Origin of the sequence: Turicibacter bilis (assembly GCF_024499055.1) — a bacterium.
GTDB classification, from domain to species: Bacteria; Bacillota_I; Bacilli_A; order MOL361; family Turicibacteraceae; genus Turicibacter; species Turicibacter bilis.
Window position 1 is genome coordinate 1102557 of the sequence record NZ_CP071249.1, and the last position, 17277, is coordinate 1119833.

Here is a 17277-nt window from a genome sequence, read left to right on the forward strand (position 1 = left end):
GAGTTCCTCCTTTATCTTTTCTACTTTTTCTTTGGTGCTAAAACGAGAAACATTGAGCGTCCGTCAAGTTTTGGATTTGATTCAAGATCCGCAATTTCAGCACACCCTTCAGCAAAGCGAGTTAAAACATTACGTCCGAATTCAGTGTGTGCGATTTCGCGACCTTTGAAACGTACGCTAACTTTAACTTTATCACCTTTTGTAAGGAATTTTTGAGCATTTTTTAATTTTGTATTAAAGTCATGCTGTTCGATGTTAGGACTTAAGCGAACTTCTTTTAAAGTCACAGTTGTTTGGTTTTTTCTAGCCTCACGAGCGTGACGTTGTTGTTCATAACGGTATTTACCGTAGTCCATAATACGACAAACAATAGGATTTGCTTGTGGTGCAACACATACTAAATCTAAGTTTTTCTCAGAAGCAGCACGTAATGCATCTTTACGTTGCATTAAACCAAGTTGTTCGCGGTTAGGACCAATCACTAACATTTCCTTAGCGCGGATATCTTCATTGATTAAGCTCTCGTTTTTTACATTCTTCTTGCTAATGATGAGCACCTCCAATTTTATAGAACATTCATGGAAAAAAAGAAAAACGTAAGCACTTAGTAAGCGCCCACGTTTAAATCACAATCACATTAACAATATCGTCGTAACGATAGTGACGTTTAACCTATCAGCTCTAGCTAATCAGGTGAGAAGTGGGTACTTCTTCTTTCCACATGATATTCACATTTATTGATTATAACACCTCAATTAGTATATGTCAATGAAGTGTTACATATTCTTTAACTTTTTTAGATTATCATCATTTAGCATGCCGCTATTGATTAAAGTCTTCAAAGCTTCATCACTGATGACTTCATCCTCAATAAGTCTATCATACGTTCCATTGCGAATCAACTCTTTATAATAAGAATTAAAAATTTCCAATGTGATGACATTATGATCGATATACGTCTTCATGCTAGTTAAGTAAGCCTCCATCTCATGTGCATCTATTTTATTATCAAGAAAGAAACTTAAATATACTGACGTCGTGGCCATAAAAGGAAGAAACTCTTTAAATGCCGCTTGAATTTCTTGACGTTGATTCGGGTGTTTCTTAATAAACTGCTCTAATTGATTCAGATTAACTTTATTATTAGCAAAGAGATCATCTAATTCATTGCCAAATAAATCAATACTCTTTTTCACGTCTTCATACGGTTGATAAAATTCCTCCACTAAATGAGACACATACGGATTCACCTTAAGTAATAAATTGCTCAGTGAATAAGGTTTAACGAAATCAAATAGTGGAAAGGCTAAAATAATAACGATCACGATAACGTACGTATATGCATTTAAAATACTTAATAAAACACTTAACAAACCATCACCAATCCGATTAAATTTTGCGGATGGAAAAAAATATTGATGCCATTCATAATTAACTGAAAAAACATAAACTACACTCTTAATAATCACAAATGCAACGACAAACAAAATAAAAAAAACAATAAAAGGAATGATATTTTCTTCATAAGGCTCAATTAAATAATAAAAACTATCTGGTACAAATAAAGATACTTTAAGCTTCTTAGGAAGATAAGATACCACTTTATTGACAAGTGCCCCCGCTACTAAAGCTGATAAAAAAATTGAAAAGAGGTGAATCACTAAATTGACAAGACTAATTCGATAAGAACGTTGATAACCAACGATTGATGCGATACAAAAAACGATGAATATAATTAAATCAACAACTAAAATTTTTATCACTTCCATTCCCCCCATGACTGCCACCACTTTGGATGTTTATATCTATAACTATTCTTCCCTATATTCTAGATATAAATGACATATTATATTACCTTCATTATTGTGATTTTTATCGATTTTATTCAAAAATATAAAAAAAGGAGACGATGTCTCCTTTTTCTATTCATTATTCAGGTTTATGATTTTTACGCTCAGCGATTTCTTCAACTAAGAAGTGAACGAATTCTTTAAGTGGTAATGTTTCAGTTTTTTGCTCTCCGAAGCGACGGAATGTTACTTCATTATTTGCAACCTCTTTGTCTCCTAATACGATAGACATTGGGATTTTCTTAGTTTGTGATTCGCGGATTTTGTAACCCATTTTCTCTTCGCGATCATCAAGTTCTAAGCGAATTTTATATTTACGTAATTCTTTCACTACTTCTTTTGCATACTCTAAGTGATATTGGTTGTTAACCGGAATCACTGTTACTTGAGTTGGTGCTAACCATAATGGGAATGCTCCTTTATATGTTTCAATTAAGTAAGCCATGAAACGTTCATAAGTTCCGATTAATCCACGGTGCATTACAACTGGACGTACTTTTTCTCCAGTTTCAGAAACATAAGTTAAATCGAAACGTTCTGGTAATAAGAAGTCTAATTGAATTGTTGACATTGTGATATCGTGCCCTAATGCTGTTTTGATTTGGATATCAAGTTTAGGACCATAGAAGGCTGCTTCCCCTTCTGCTTCAATGAATGGGATATTATTTTCAATTAATGTTTCACGTAACATTGATTCTGCATTTTCCCACATTTTATCATCATCGAAGTATTTCTCTTTGTTATTTGGATCACGTAAAGATAAACGATAGTAGTTGATTTCTACACCGAAATCTTTGATCACGCGATGAATTAACTCTAAACAACGTGAGAATTCTTCTTTAATTTGATCTGGACGAACAAAGATATGTGAATCAGTTAACGTCATCGCACGAACACGCTCAAGACCTGTTAAAGCACCTGATGCTTCAAAGCGATGTTGGATAACTTGCTCTGCATATCGAATTGGTAAATCACGATATGAACGTAATTTTGTTTTATAAACCATCATGTGATGAGGACAAGACATTGGTCGTAAAACTAATTCTTCATTGTCCATTTCCATTGGCACGAACATATCTTCTTTGTAATGTGCCCAGTGTCCTGATGTACGGTATAAATCAACTGATCCCATAACTGGAGTTGCAACGTGTTGATATCCATACTCTTCTTCTAGATCGATAATATAACGCTCAATTTGTTGACGAACTTTCATCCCGTTTGGTAACCAGATTGGTAGTCCTTGTCCAACTAATGGACTGAATGTGAATAATTCTAATTCACGTCCGATTTTTTTATGATCACGCTCTTTACGTTCTTCTAAAATACGTAAGTGTTCAGCTAATTGATCTTTTGTTAAAGCAGCTGCCCCGTAAATACGAGTTAACATTTTGTTATCACTATCTCCACGCCAGTAAGCTCCCGCTACATTTAATAATTTAAAGAATTTAACATCTTTTGTATTACCCACGTGAACTCCACTACATAAGTCAGTGAAATCTCCTTCAGAGTAAGTTGTAATAACTTCTCCTTCTTTAATAGCATCAATTAATTCTAATTTATATTCATCATTGGCAAAGAATTCTTTTGCCTCTTCACGGCTTAATTCACGACGGATAATTGGTAAAGCTTCTGAAGAAATTTTTTGCATCATTTTTTCAATCGCTGCTAAATCTGATTCAGTGATTTTTGCTTCTGTATCGATATCGTAATAGAATCCATCTTCGATAGCTGGTCCTACTCCGAATTTTGCATCTGGATATAGACGTTTAATCGCTGCTGCCATTAAATGAGCCGCAGAGTGATTAATGATTTCCCAAGCTTCAGGGCGATCATTTGTAATTAACTCGATTTTTGCATCTGCCTCGATTGGACGAGTTAAATCATATAAATGTCCGTTTAATTTAGCTGCCACACAACGTTTACGTAATCCTGGTGAAATTGATTGAGCAATCGCTTCAGCAGTAATTCCATTTTCAAACTGTTTCACATTTCCATCTGGGAAAGTAATGTTAATCATAGTGTTTTCCTCCTTTTTGTGATTCATGATGATCGGAGCGAATTTTTATGAATATAAAAAAATCGCTCCTAATCTTAACGAGTAGGAACGATTGAAATCGCGGTACCATCCTATTTCCGATAAAGTAAAAGACTTTATCAGCAACTTAATTCAGCTTTAACGCAGCCAGCGGGAATCTTTTTCAAGTCCAGTTCAAAGGGAGTAATTTAATAAGCGTTCTTAGAAATCTTACAGCCGAGGATTTCCTCTCTAAAAAGTCGTTTTTATTAAACCTTATCCTTATCAAAACTTTTAATATGTGACGAATTACCTATATATTATATGTCTGATTCATATTATAATGCATGATTTTTTTGAAATCAAGAAAAAATACTTCAATTTTTATCGTTTTTGGCGATAATTTGTTCCTGTAATGGCCACAGGGGTTGTTAAAGCTTTAATGCGTTCTAATACACGAGCTCCTTTAATTTCTTCCACTTCACCTTTTTGCGTATAGGAATAATGATGTTGAAGCTGATTATAATCGAGATTTGAAGTAAAGAAGGTTGGCAATCCTTGGTGCATACGATAGTTTAAAATTCGCCCCAACACTTCGTCACGCATCCAGCTCGTCATGGACTCACTTCCGATGTCATCAAGCATAAGCACTTCAATTTGTTTTAATTGCTCAATCTTATCATACGCACTACTGTTTTCACTATTAAATCCTGATTTAATTTCAGCAATTAATTCTGGAAAATAAACAAGTCCACAAACAATTCCTCGTTGAGATAAAATGTTAGCAATTGCACTTAACATATATGTCTTTCCAGTTCCAAATGGACCATATAGATAAAGCCCACGCCCTTTTTTTGTCGTCATATATTCATGGATGAACAACGATGCCTTTTCATAAAACTCGGCACGCTCCGGATCCATAATAAATTGTTCGAAATTTGCATTTAAAATATCAGCCGGCATATGGAAACTCTTAATATTTTCTAAATGTTTTTGATTTAACGCATACTGACATGGCGTATACGCCACCTTTAATTGCTTATAAGAAGGTTTCAGTGTTGGATAATGGCCTTTAATAGGTTGCCTACAACTATTTAATCCTACACATCCGTTACACTTTTCTTTATTTCTTAAAAACTCATCTAAATCAGAAATATAATTCGAGATTAAAGATGGATCAATGTCATCTTGATATTGATGTAATGCTTTTGCAATCTCAGGTTCATTTAAAATTTCCGTATAAGCTTCCTTCGCCCCTGCTGGTCTAGCCATTAAATCTCCAATTCGTTGCACCACTCTCACCCTTTCTGATTTAAAAGTTGACTTTGTAATTGTTTCATACGTTCGATCTTTTGTAAATCGTCATCCGTTAATGACTTCTTCTCTTCGACACGTTGTGCATTTGCCTTTAACCAATCTGGCACTTGTTCTTGTCGTACGACTCGAGCTGTCTTTGGATACACCTTCGCTGCTGCTGGCATTGTTTTTTCAATTTCACGTTTTTGTTTTGCTTTTAACATTGTCTTAACTTGTACCATAGCCTTTTCAGTTGTATTAATTTCTTTACGTTGCCATTCACCCGCAATTTTTTCAACCAATTGTTTTGGCAAACGCCCATCTGAAATATTTAATACATAATCAATTAAAACATTAACAACTCCTGGTGCCATCTGTTGATCGACCATTAACCACTCTACTAACTGCCGATCAGCTGGAACGGGCTCTTTTTGGTGATATTTAAAACGTAGGAAATCAATTGGATTTTGCGATAAATGGACAAGTAATTGCTTTTCTTTTGATAAAGCAGCTTGTGTCTCATCCATAAGTGGCGCCTCCTGTTTAGTTTTTGGCATCTCCACAACCTCAATCGGCTTACCTTTATTCAAGAATTGGAAGTATTGTTTCGCTTGCTTGCGGAACACTTCTAAATTCACAAAGCCATCCGTATCAAGGGCATCAAAAATGAGACGCGCTAGTTCATGTTCATCTAGCTTATATAAAAAGGCAATTTTATTAATTTGATCTAATAGCTTATCAGATAATATCTGATCATCCATTCCAAACTGCTTCAGTAAGGCAAATAACAATTCTTGATCAAATGCTAATTCTAATTTAACACCCTTTTGATTATCCGCCACTGTCGGTAAAGGACTTGCCTGTAAAGTAGCAGAAGAACGCATAAGAACCGTTGTATCAAAAACTTCATTGAAAGGTTTTGAAATATTTTGTCCTTGAATGTGTGGGAGTTCTTGAACAAATAATTGTTTTAATTGCTGATAATCATGATTTCCAACTTTTAAATTTAAAAAGACGTTAATAATCCCATCATTAAAAAAGGCTTTTGCCTGCATCGGTTTCTTTAAATAATATGTCAAATGATGATCTTCTTCGGTGACATACACTTGAATCAATCCAACTGCTTCTAACTTATATCGTAAAGCCAATAAATCTTCTACTCCAACATTTAAAACTTGTAATAATAAGTGATGTGAAAATAAAGAGGGACTACTTTTACTAGCTAATGTATTTAAAGTCATATATAAGCTAACGGCCACAGAGCCGATAATAGGTTGATAAAGTAACGTTAAAATTTGCAATTCTTCCGAAGTCATCATTTGTGTGACACAAAGTTCGAATTCTGTATTCGGTTTAATCATCGTTGTATCCACCACAAACACTCCTTCTGTTAAAATGTGAAATCCCTATTTAAAATAGGGATTGATTTCTTATATTATCGGTTTAAAGCAAGACCTTTAAACATTAATCGCTTATCTAATGCTTGATATAAAGACTGAATGACTTTCTTTCCTTTTCCAAAGCTGATTAGACCTGCTGTATTGACTGTAAAATCCACCGTCGTTTCGATTGGATTAATTTTTACAATCGTGACGATAACCTCACAATCTTTACGTTTCAACATTAATTCTTGACGAATATCGTCTTCAAAGGCAACATTGAAATCTAACTCTTTAGCGACCTCTAACAATCCTGCCTTTGTTTGTTGATAATTATTTTTATAATAGTGTGTCATCAACACCTCATCTGTCGCCCTTTCCCCCGACTCGAAGTGCGTTTTAAACATGTCCATAAATCCCATTTTTAATTCCTCCCATCATTTCATAGCAACTCTATATGTCAAGACTAATCTAAAGAAGTCTGACATGCTTTTTCCCAAAGCATCTCAAACATCTCCTCAAATTGAGTTCGTAACTCACTCATGGAGCGCTCATTAGTTAAAACATAATCAGCACGATCTCGCTTTTGTTCGAGTGACATTTGTGAATTAATTTTCGCTAACGCGTAATCCTCATCAATTCCATCACGCTTCATCAAACGTTTTACTTGAATGTCACGTGGAACATAAACAACTAATGTACAATCAGCTAATGATTCAAAATCACTTTCAAACAGTAGCGGGACATCAAGTACTACAAGTTGTTCCCCATTTCGTTTCGCAACTTCAATTCCCTCCACTAGTTTTTGTTTGACTAGCGGATGAATCATCTCATTTAACTTATACTTTGCCGACTCATCATGAAAAATAATCGAACCTAGTACATCACGAGCTAATTCTCCATTTTCCTTAATCACAGATGAGCCAAACTCATGCGCTAAATCATACAGTAACTGACTTCCTGGCTTCTGAAGTTGTCTCACAATACGATCTGCATCTAAAACAACAATTCCCTTTTCTAAAAACCATGAAGTAACTGTGCTTTTTCCAGATGAAATCCCACCTGTTAATCCAACGACTAACATTTACTTCATCTCCTTCGCCGTTAACTTCTGACACGTTGGACAGAAATAGGTCCCACGTCCACCGACTTTAATTTTCTCAATCGGTGTGTGACACTCGTAACAGTTCTCTCCTTTTCGTTGATGAACTAACAGCTCATTTTGAAAAGTTCCAGAAACTCCATGCGAGGAACGAAACGTACGAATCGTCGTTCCACCTAATTCAATCGCACGCGCTAATACTTCTACCGTATATTTTACCACATTTGCAATGTCTTTGTCTGTTAATTCTGAGCTTGAAGTTAATGGATGCAATCGGGCACGATAAAGAACTTCATCGACATAAATATTTCCAAGTCCACATACAACTGTTTGATCAAGTAACAATGATTTAATCGGTTTCTTTTTGTTCTGAATTTTTTCTTTCACATATGATGGTGTAAACTCTGTTGCAAAAGGCTCTAAACCTAACACTTGAAACGGCGCCGTCGTTTCTAAATCAATGGCTTTATCGTATAAATGATACGTTCCGAATTTACGTGTATCTTGATATAATAATCGTTTTCCATTTTCTAACGTGAAAATCGCATGAACATGAGGATTTAATTCAAAATCAGAATCCACATAAAAATACTTTCCTTCCATTCGTAGATGAGATAACAATTGATAATCATCAAAATGAAAGACTAAATACTTCCCTCGTCGACTCACTTCTTGAATGGTTTGATTAATTAATTTTTCCTTAAATTCATCTGCACTCATATTTTTTACCATGGGCTCATAACGAAGTTCAATGTCTTTAATGGTTTGACCTTTTACCGTTTGATTCAATGCCTCTTTAACGGTTTCAACTTCTGGTAATTCTGGCATACTATCTAACTTCCTTTTTCGTCTAATCTAGTTGTTTATTTATTAATTGACTGATAAATATCAGCCATCATGATTAATACTGCATTCTCAACTAATTCTAATTCAAATGAATGGTTCATCAGAGGGCCTCGGAACACAATGCTTAACGATGTTGTGGCCTGAACTTCATTCAGTAATTCATATACCGCCTGTGTTGAAAGCTCCACTTCGCTCCACTCAATCACACACTCATCAATCCAAACTTGTCTTTTTTGTGTCGAATCAATATCAAAAGAATATAATAATTGATTCTCTGCATAAATGTCAACTTGCTCAAAATCATTCAAAAACTCACTATAATAGCCAAGTAAAATTGACATGGTTGCACTTGTTAACTCACTATTAGTCACGAGTAAAGGCATCACATTTATATATTGTTCGGCTTGCTCCTCTTCTACACTTTCATCTACTTCTTTTTTCACAGTTGTAAAAGTATTGGTTGCAAAAGAAATCACATTAAATGACGTGGTAGCTTGTAATGGAATCCCATTATAAGAGATGATTTGGTGACCATTTTCAGCATTTAAATTTACTTGAATTTTAGCCGCATACTTGCTCATCACCTTATCTCGACGTTTCATTCGTTGCAAACTAATCTCTGATCTTTTTAACTCAAGTGTCTCCGCATACTGTGTACTAAATGAATCAGATATTTGCTGTAAATACGAGATAGCACTTGCTAGTTCATCTTTTGCCAGGAAATCATCAACTGTTTTAATTGCTTCGACATAGAATTCAGACTCATAGTACCATTTCAAAGCGTTAACTAATTCATCTTGATCCGTTTGCGTCAAGTAATCCAGACGTCGAATCGCTTCAATATAATTTTTTTGCTCATAGTACTGATGAGCTTCCGTTAAATATTGATTTTTGATACTTTGAATACATTCACGTCTTTGTATTTTAGCTAGTTCATAATAATATTCGTCGTTAAACATCACTTCTTGATAAGAATCAATTGCCTCCTCAATCAACCCTTGCTGTTGAAGACTGAATCCTTTTAAATAAGCGCGCTGAGATTGATAGTATTTTTCGACCTGACCTATCGTCTCTATAACCTCATCATTTGAGAAAAATAATGGTTCAATGACTTGTTCATATTGCAAATACTCTTCATACTCAATCTTTCGAAGCATATAAAGATTCGCATAATATTGATACCGACTAATCATAGCCGGTTCTAAATCGTTCTTAATTCGTTCACGATAATCACTATCAACATTAAGCATACGCTGATAGACAGCCCCTACCTGATTAGGTGACACTTCATCGTATAAATAACTTACCAAAAGATTCAATTGATTTCGATACAAAATCACATGATGATTATAATAAAAAGCACCTCCAAAAATAAAAACAATCGCTAAAACCAATCCAACTTTAAGCGAAAAAAATTGACATCCCCTAGTCTTTTTTACACCCTCCATTAACTACACCCCAGCTAAACTACTTTTATAATCATTTTATCATACAACCACTACGCAATTCATCAATTATTCCATTTTTTCACAATGTCATGAACAACATACAACACCATAAAAAAATGGTGCTTAATTCATTCATTAAGCACCACCTATCCCATAAAAAGATTCAACAAAAATCAGACGACTATCCTGTTCAAACTAGATAAAATACGCCTCATCATTAGCCTCACTTTATTTTAAATACTTATATCCCGCTTCAAATAACGACTCATCTTCTAACTTTAAATCTCATTCAATTAGCCACTGTAAAACTGTTTTTTCAGCCTCTCATATTAAATTAAAACCTTTAGAGGATTATAAGAAAATCTATGAATAGATGTTATCCTCCTTTCATAGAATAAGTTATTCTAAACCAAACGGAGTGATCTTATGCATGTGATTTCTGTCTCTTCCAACCCCGAGTTTGTAACTCAGGCGATTAGTTATTTCCAGGGAAAATGGGCTTCACCAGAAAGCCTAAAGGTTTATGAAGATTGTATTCTTCATTCACTCAACACAAAAAGTCCGCTACCTCAGTGGTATCTCCTATTAAAGGAAGATAAAATTATCGGTTGTGCAGGGTTAATTACAAATGATTTTATTAGTCGAATGGACCTCTATCCTTGGCTATGTGCTCTATACATCGAAGAACATGAGCGCCATCATGCATATGGCTCAATCCTTATTGAACACATCAAACAAGAGGCAAAAAAACTAGGGTTTAATTCACTTTATCTTTGTACCGATCATATCGGATACTATGAAAAATATGATTTTCACTATGTAGGGTTAGGCTACCATCCTTGGGGAGAGACCTCTAGAATTTACGAAGCACAGTTAGAAGAAAAAACAACTAACAACACCCTAACCTCAACAAACCGTGATTAATTTAACACACAAAAGGACATCACCAATGAATGGGATGTCCTTTTGTTATTATTTATTTAGAATACTTCTTACTTAGCATCGTACCAAGTTGGTCCGTATGAGTAGTCGGCTTTTAATGGAACTTGGAGTTCGACGACGTTTTCCATTGTTTTCGTCACTAATTCAATCATCATATCTAGTTCTTCTTGTGGAACTTCAAAGATTAATTCATCGTGTACTTGAAGTAATAAACGTGATTTTACGTTTTTCTCAAGCATCGCTTGATGAACATCAATCATCGCTTTTTTGATGATATCGGCAGCTGTCCCCTGAATTGGAGCATTCATTGCGGTACGCTCACCAAATTGACGAATCGCATAGTTTTTCTGTGTTAATTCAGGAATATAACGACGACGGTTAAATAACGTTGAGACATAACCATTAAACTTCGCATACTTCACTGTATCTTCCATATACTGATGAATTCCTGAGTAAGTTTCTAAATAATGATCAATATATTTTTTCGCCTCTTTTTGTGTAATATTTAAATTTTCCGATAAGCCGAAGGCACTCATTCCATAAATAATCCCGAAGTTAATCGCTTTCGCTGAGCGACGTAAATCTGATGTCATCTCTTCTTCTGACACTTTAAAGACATCCATCGCTGTTTTCTTATGAATATCCTCTCCATGTTTGAAGGCATCAATTAACGACTCGGTATTTGAAATATGAGCTAAAATTCGAAGTTCGATTTGCGAGTAGTCAGCTCCTAAAATCACCCATCCTTCTTGACTTGGCACAAACGCACGACGAATCATGCGTCCCTCCTCTAAGCGAATCGGAATATTTTGAAGATTTGGTTCAATTGAAGAAAGACGTCCGGTTTGAGTCAGCGCCTGGTTGAAAATCGTGTGGACTTTTCCATCTTCATAGCACGCTTTTTTCAACCCTTCAATATAAGTCGAATACAATTTCGTTAACGTACGATACTCCATAATTAATTTAATAATTGGATGAGCATCACTTAACTTTTCTAATACATCTGCATTCGTTGAATAGCCTGTTTTCGTTTTCTTAACAACCGGTAACCCTAATTTTTCGAATAATACCTCTCCTAATTGCTTCGGTGAATTGATATTAAACGGTGCTCCCACATGATCAAAGATTTGGGATTCTAATGCTTCAATACGCCCTTTTAAATCTTGACCCATTTCATCTAATGTCGTTAGATCAAGAGACATTCCGTTATACTCCATCACTGCTAGTACTTCAGCAAGAGGCATTTCCATCTCTTCAAATAAACTTAACTGCTCTTGTTCTTTTAATTGCTCAATCGCGGTTTCTTTTAACTTAAACACAGCAGTTGCAATATCAATGGAATGTTGGGCCACTTTCTCGATCGGTGCAACGGCACGTTTCGCCCCTTTTCCATACACTTCTTCATCATATAACACATCGTCATAATCATAATGTAGAGCTACTTTTTTGAATTCATTACTTACATTCGTTGGATTAATGACATATGTCGCTAATAATAAGTCAAAATCAACACCACGTAAATCAAATCCTTGCCACATTAACGCAACACGTGAACGCTTCACATCAAATACTGATTTTTTAACACCTTCATCCGCTAAAAATGACATGAATGCTTGGCTTTCCTTTGCCACTTCAAAAGGCACATAATAAGCGTCTGTCTCATTTACAATCGCAATTCCTAAAATATTAGCCTGATGGTAGTTTTCCTCAAAAATCTCTACATGAATTGCACTATTTTGATAACTTAACGTTTCTAACTCTCCCGCTTCTAAAATGATACGAATCGGTGCTTTCGGCTTTTCTTCTTTTACTTCTTCAAGCTTCATTTTTTTTAGAAAGGCATTAAACTCCATCTCCTTAAAGAAGTTCATGAGTTCTGCTGTCTCTGGTCCTTGATAGAATAAATCGTCAAATGTAACTGGAAGTGGAACTTCTCTATGAATCGTTGCCATACGTTTACAAAGCAAGGCCTGTTCAACATTAGCTTCCACTTTTTCTTTCATTTTCCCTTTTAACTCATCTGTATGAGTTACTAGATTTTCAACTGTTCCGAATTGTTTTAATAATTTAATCGCTGTTTTTTCTCCAACCCCTGGGATTCCTGGTAAGTTATCTGATGGATCCCCCATTAACCCTTTTAGATCAACAATCTGACTTGGTGATAATTCATATTTAGCAAAGACTGCTTCTGGCGTAAATGACTCAATATCAGTTACCCCTTTTCGTGTAATATGAACCGTCGTCTTTTCATCGGCCATTTGAAGTAAGTCTTTATCTCCCGTAATGATATGAATTTTTTCAAAATCCGTTTGCTCACCAAGTGTCGCTAATGTTCCGATAATATCATCGGCTTCATAAGTCGGTAATTCTAAACGTTTCACTCCTAATAAGTCTAAATATTTTTTAATTAAATTAATTTGTGAACGTAGTTCATCTGGCATCGGTTTACGTCCATCTTTATAACTATCTAAAAACTCATGTCTAAATGTGGTTTTCCCTGCATCAAAGGCCACTAGCATGTGCGTGTGATTATACTCATCCATGACTTTATTCATCATATTGACAAAACCATATAACGCATTTGTAAAAATACCCGTGCTTGTCTTCATTAAATTCCCGCTATATGCTGTTGCATAATATGCACGGTACATTAAACTATTTCCGTCTATTAAAACTAATGTATTCATTGCATCAACCCTTATCTCTAGCATATTTTTATGCCTTGTTTACTATATTGTACTATTATTTTAACACATCAAAACTGTTTAAAACATATTTTTACAAGGACGGTGCTCAAATGAATCAAAATTCAAACACAAAATCTCCACAACTCTTTCTACTTTTTAATATTACACTCCTTCTAACCTTTCCCCTAACCGGAGGCACACCTCTACTTCTTCATCTTTTATCAATAGACTCACTCATTCTGGCTCATTGGCTTCCTGCCATCATCTACTGCAGCATTCTTAGTTCTAGCTTTTGGGGTAAAAGAAGTGAATATACATCCATGACACGTATCTTTTGTTTTTTATTTATGCTTTACCATCTTATCCACTTATTCTTCAATATCAACTAATTTCCATCATAACTGTTGATGACTTTAGGTATGATGTAGTAAATGTATGTTATTCATCTGTTTCTATATAGAACTAAAAAAACTATGATATAATATCGTCATAAAAGTTTTTTTGGTAAAGGATGAATTTATTATGAAGAAATTCCCTATCTATGTACTCTCAGTTGCAGCAATTATTATTGTATTTTTCTTTTACTCGCTATGTATTTTAAAATATAGCATTAAAGTAGAAGAAACCATTATTAACAGTCTAAATATTCCAAGCAGTTTTGATGGAGTCCGACTAATCCAATTTAGCGATTTACATCTTAAAAATGAAGAAGATTTAGTGCTTCTTGAAAAATCTGTAAACGAAATCAACCGTCTTGAAGCAGACATTATTCTTTTTACCGGGGATCTATTTGAAAAAGGAGCCGTCACTTCAAGTCTAAGTTCACAAACAATCGAGATTCTCTCTCAATTAAAATCTTCTCTGGCCAAGCTTGCCATCTTAGGGGATAAAGATTTAAGCCAGCCAGATGAAATCAGTCATATTCTTACGACATCTTCTTTTAAAATCCTTCGTAATGAGTCACTTGAACTCTATAACGGTAGCAGTGAAGGCATTAATTTTATCGGGATTGATTCGTTATCAAGCTCACCTGATTTGAATACCTTGCTTTCACAATCTACTAATACGAATAATTTTAACATTCTACTCCTTCATGAACCAACATTAGCTGCAAAAGTAACCGATTATCCAATTGAAGTTCAACTATCTGGACATTGTAGAGGACAATCTAGTACATCAGGTTGTTCTCAATTTTATTCAGGAACTTATCGCTTTGCCGATCAATTAACCTTACAAGTCAACCGTGGATTAAATCGACCAAATAACATAGGTAACTTATTAACTCGTCCGACACTTTATTCATTCCTTTTAATCAAAGAATAAAAGTGAGTCAGATGTCATCCCCCTTGCATATCATAAATTAGGACTGCAAGATGAAGGAGGAGTCTGAATTGATGCCAATGAATTATCCAAATAGCGTGCCGTCTCAAGTTTCTTATCGAACAGCTGCACCATTAACCAATCAAGTCCCTAATTTATCAGCGATACCTGGGATTGAGCAAGATGAACGATGGGGATTTTTACCTTTTATCGGCGGGTTAGCTTTAGGAGGACTATTATTTGATGGATGGGGTGGTGGTCGCCCTTGTTGTGGAGGAGGGGGATATGCCTATCCTGTCTATCAACCCGTTTACCAACCGGTGTACTACCAACAACCAGTATATACACAACCATCTTATCCCGTTTATCAACAACAAGCCTCACAAACTGGATATTATGGACCTTATAATCCAGTCATGCCGACTGAAACAACCGTATTAGAAAGTAATAAATATTATTTATCATAAATAAAAACCACCCGTCAAACGGGTGGTTTTCACTAGGTCTATAAGCCCTTGTTACCGGCTAGCGTCTCAAGGCGCTAGCTTTCACTTTGTTCAAGCTACTTGCCTTTGCCGCTTTTGCTTACTCCTAAAGGAGTTTTCGTATGGCTAGCTACCCTTTAAAAGGGTCTTCATATTCTTTTACACTTAATTTATCCATGGCTATATCATGGCTTTCTTGTTCCTGTATATATTTCTTAATCGTTGCTTCATTTAATCCAACTGTACTTACGTAATATCCTTCGGCCCAAAAGTGTCTATTTCCAAATTTATATTTTAAATTTGCATGTTTATCAAAAATCATCAATGCACTTTTCCCCTTCAAATATCCCATGAAACTTGAGACACTCATTTTTGGTGGGATACTTACTAACATATGGACATGATCTGGCATCAGATGTCCTTCTATTATTTCTACTCCTTTGTAGGCACATAATTGTTTTAATATATCTCTTATACTGGTTTTATATTGATTATAAATTATTTTTCGTCTATACTTAGGAGTAAACACAATGTGATACTTACACATCCACTTTGTGTGAGATAAACTATTTGCCTTATTGGCCATAAAAATCACCTTTCTCTTCTAAAATAGTAGCCTGAACAACTCTATTATAGGAAGAAAGGTGATTTTTTAGTGGTATAACCCTTATTTCCCGCCCGCATAGCAGGTGGTTTTATGTTTCGCACGCTTCGCGAGCTCAACAGGCTAAAGCCTTTAATAAAAAAGTAGACCTCGGGTCTACTTTTATTTTTCATATAATTTATAGAGAGCTTGTGTTCCACAGTTTTCTAACTCTCTTTTTTGACATTCTTCATACAGGCTTAAGACTAACTCAAGTCCTGGTAAATCAACATTCATTGCCTTCGATTCACTACAAGCGATACGCATATCTTTAATAAAGTGTTTAATAAAGAAGCCTGGATTAAAGTCATCTTTAATAATACGTGGCGCCATATTGCTTAATTGCCAGCTTGCTGCCGATCCGCTCGTTACTGCCTTTAAAACAGTCTCTAAATCTAGTCCAGCTCCTTTAGAATAAGCAAGGGCCTCAACCATTCCGATAGCCGCTCCTGCAATGGCAATTTGATTCGCCATTTTTGTATGTTGACCACTACCCGCAGACCCCATATAAACAATCGTTTGACCCATTAACTCTAAAATCGGTAAAATTTCATCATATGCTTCTTTGTCTCCACCAACCATAATCGTTAACGTTCCATTTTTCGCCCCAACATCTCCACCTGTAACAGGTGCATCTAAACACTGTAATCCTTTAGCTTGCCCTGCTTCATAAATACGTTTTGCTAAATCTGGTGTCGAGGTTGTCATATCAACTAAAATTGAATGAGCTTTTGCATGATTCACTAAACCATCTTCACCTAAATACACGCTTTCAACATCTGCTGGCACGCCAATAATGGTAAATATTAAATCACAAGTTGTTGCAATACTCTTTACATCATCACACCAAATAGCCCCAGCCTCGACTAAGCGATCAGCTTTACTTTTTGTACGATTATAAACATATAAGTCATGACCCGCTTTTAACAGATGACCTGCCATTGCTTGACCCATGACACCAATTCCAATAAATCCAATCTTCATGAACTTCCCCCTCTTTCTTTGACACGATTAATCACTATATACAAACACAAATACTTTCTACATTTACTACGGCAACCTAAATACTTAATAATTATGCCGTGGGTCACCTGCCATGCGAAGCATGTTTCCTCCGCTGGTAGGGTATGGGTCACCTAGCGATTTCTGAAAGGAATCTAATCCTCAACTACTAGGGCTAGGGTCACCTGCCTGCCATGCGAAGCATGTTTCCTCCTCTGGTAGGATCTTAAAAGTTTTTTACCCTATAAAAAACTTATGTGGAC

At 35.4% G+C, this 17277-nt stretch carries 15 protein-coding genes and 2 other annotated features; of the genes, 3 read left to right on the plus strand and 12 right to left on the minus strand.

The genetic code is table 11. The features are described 5' to 3' along the window. Positions 1-20: 20 nt before the first annotated feature. The 9 genes from infC to J0J69_RS05440 form a co-directional block, all read right to left on the minus strand. Entirely contained in the window at positions 21-557 is a 537-nt protein-coding gene (gene infC / locus J0J69_RS05400; protein ID WP_201023070.1) for a translation initiation factor IF-3, read from the minus strand. A gap of 25 nt (positions 558-582) precedes the next feature. After that, positions 583-722, minus strand: a sequence feature (ribosomal protein L20 leader region). 54 nt (positions 723-776) lie between these two features. Next, a complete protein-coding gene (locus tag J0J69_RS05405; protein WP_212726039.1) occupies positions 777-1763 on the minus strand; it encodes a CvpA family protein in 987 nt (328 codons plus the stop codon). A gap of 166 nt (positions 1764-1929) precedes the next feature. Then, the gene (thrS, locus tag J0J69_RS05410) at positions 1930-3867 is read right to left on the minus strand and encodes a threonine--tRNA ligase (RefSeq protein ID WP_055243302.1); all 1938 of its coding nucleotides are present in this window, start codon (positions 3865-3867) and stop codon (positions 1930-1932) included. Between the two features lie 80 nt (positions 3868-3947). After that, positions 3948-4162 (minus strand) — a binding site (T-box leader). An 86-nt stretch (positions 4163-4248) separates the two neighbouring features. Then, entirely contained in the window at positions 4249-5157 is a 909-nt protein-coding gene (gene dnaI / locus J0J69_RS05415) for a primosomal protein DnaI (RefSeq protein WP_055243303.1), read from the minus strand. 5 nt (positions 5158-5162) lie between these two features. Continuing rightward, positions 5163-6521 carry a replication initiation and membrane attachment family protein gene (locus J0J69_RS05420; RefSeq protein ID WP_055305596.1) on the minus strand — a complete coding sequence of 453 codons (1359 nt, stop codon included), beginning with the start codon at positions 6519-6521 and terminating at the stop codon, positions 5163-5165. A 74-nt stretch (positions 6522-6595) separates the two neighbouring features. Beyond that, positions 6596-6961 carry a hypothetical protein gene (locus J0J69_RS05425; protein ID WP_055243304.1) on the minus strand — a complete coding sequence of 122 codons (366 nt, stop codon included), beginning with the start codon at positions 6959-6961 and terminating at the stop codon, positions 6596-6598. 44 nt (positions 6962-7005) lie between these two features. Beyond that, positions 7006-7623, minus strand: a complete 618-nt coding sequence (gene coaE / locus J0J69_RS05430) for a dephospho-CoA kinase (protein WP_212724796.1) — start codon at positions 7621-7623, stop codon at positions 7006-7008. Next, positions 7624-8469 carry a DNA-formamidopyrimidine glycosylase gene (mutM, locus tag J0J69_RS05435; RefSeq protein ID WP_055305586.1) on the minus strand — a complete coding sequence of 282 codons (846 nt, stop codon included), beginning with the start codon at positions 8467-8469 and terminating at the stop codon, positions 7624-7626. A 35-nt stretch (positions 8470-8504) separates the two neighbouring features. After that, complete coding sequence (locus J0J69_RS05440; RefSeq protein WP_212726040.1) at positions 8505-9935, minus strand: hypothetical protein; 1431 nt, start codon at positions 9933-9935, stop codon at positions 8505-8507. A 426-nt stretch (positions 9936-10361) separates the two neighbouring features. On the opposite strand from J0J69_RS05440, the gene J0J69_RS05445 reads away from it, so the two are divergent. Then, positions 10362-10859, plus strand: coding sequence for a GNAT family N-acetyltransferase (locus tag J0J69_RS05445; RefSeq protein WP_212724798.1), 498 nt, complete (start codon positions 10362-10364; stop codon positions 10857-10859). A gap of 68 nt (positions 10860-10927) precedes the next feature. On the opposite strand, the gene polA is transcribed toward J0J69_RS05445, so the two are convergent. Then, on the minus strand, positions 10928-13564 hold the full coding sequence (gene polA, locus J0J69_RS05450) for a DNA polymerase I (RefSeq protein WP_055243309.1): 2637 nt from the start codon (positions 13562-13564) through the stop codon (positions 10928-10930). Positions 13565-14086: 522 nt separating this feature from the next. Here polA and J0J69_RS05455 point away from each other — a divergent pair. Then, complete coding sequence (locus tag J0J69_RS05455; RefSeq protein WP_212724799.1) at positions 14087-14887, plus strand: metallophosphoesterase; 801 nt, start codon at positions 14087-14089, stop codon at positions 14885-14887. Positions 14888-14958: 71 nt separating this feature from the next. Next, positions 14959-15351, plus strand: coding sequence for a hypothetical protein (locus J0J69_RS05460; protein ID WP_237252680.1), 393 nt, complete (start codon positions 14959-14961; stop codon positions 15349-15351). A 148-nt stretch (positions 15352-15499) separates the two neighbouring features. On the opposite strand, the gene tnpA is transcribed toward J0J69_RS05460, so the two are convergent. Together tnpA and J0J69_RS05470 are read right to left on the minus strand one after the other, a co-directional pair. Next, positions 15500-15955, minus strand: coding sequence for an IS200/IS605 family transposase (gene tnpA / locus J0J69_RS05465; protein WP_055166236.1), 456 nt, complete (start codon positions 15953-15955; stop codon positions 15500-15502). Positions 15956-16135: 180 nt separating this feature from the next. Further along, positions 16136-16996, minus strand: coding sequence for an NAD(P)-dependent oxidoreductase (locus J0J69_RS05470; RefSeq protein WP_212725018.1), 861 nt, complete (start codon positions 16994-16996; stop codon positions 16136-16138). Positions 16997-17277: the final 281 nt, after the last annotated feature.